At 32.7% G+C, this 343-nt stretch carries 1 protein-coding gene; it reads right to left on the bottom strand.

Going from position 1 to position 343, the window contains the following annotated elements:
- Nucleotides 1–97: 97 nt before the first annotated feature.
- On the bottom strand, nucleotides 98–343 hold a 246-nt coding region (locus KEM10_RS24160), incomplete at its 5' end, for a hypothetical protein (protein ID WP_212220993.1).

The following is a 343-nucleotide window of genomic DNA, read 5'->3' as shown; positions in this document are numbered from 1 at the left end:
ATTAGCCTTATCGGACACTTTTTGCTGTTTTTGTCGGATACTTTTTTAATTCAAATGGCAATAAAAAGCAATAAATGGTAATCGGTATTTTTGCAATTTATCGGGTTACAATTTCAATAATTACTTTTTCGATGTCACCTGTTGGTAAATTACGTTCCTGAAAATGCAACTTGATAACTTCAAGGTCAACTAAAAGATTCTTGTCATTTTTAATGTATGGAGCTTTATCTATCAGCCGATAGAAGTACGAATTTTTGTAATTATCCATATCAATACCATTTACCACACATAAAAATCGGGCAAGTGTTGAGTTTCCAACATCTACCCGGTGTTTTAAGCCCAA

The sequence above is a fragment of the Carboxylicivirga linearis genome (assembly GCF_018271995.1).
Classification (GTDB): Bacteria; Bacteroidota; Bacteroidia; order Bacteroidales; family Marinilabiliaceae; genus Carboxylicivirga; species Carboxylicivirga linearis.
This window is presented reverse-complemented; position numbering and strand designations above follow the sequence as displayed.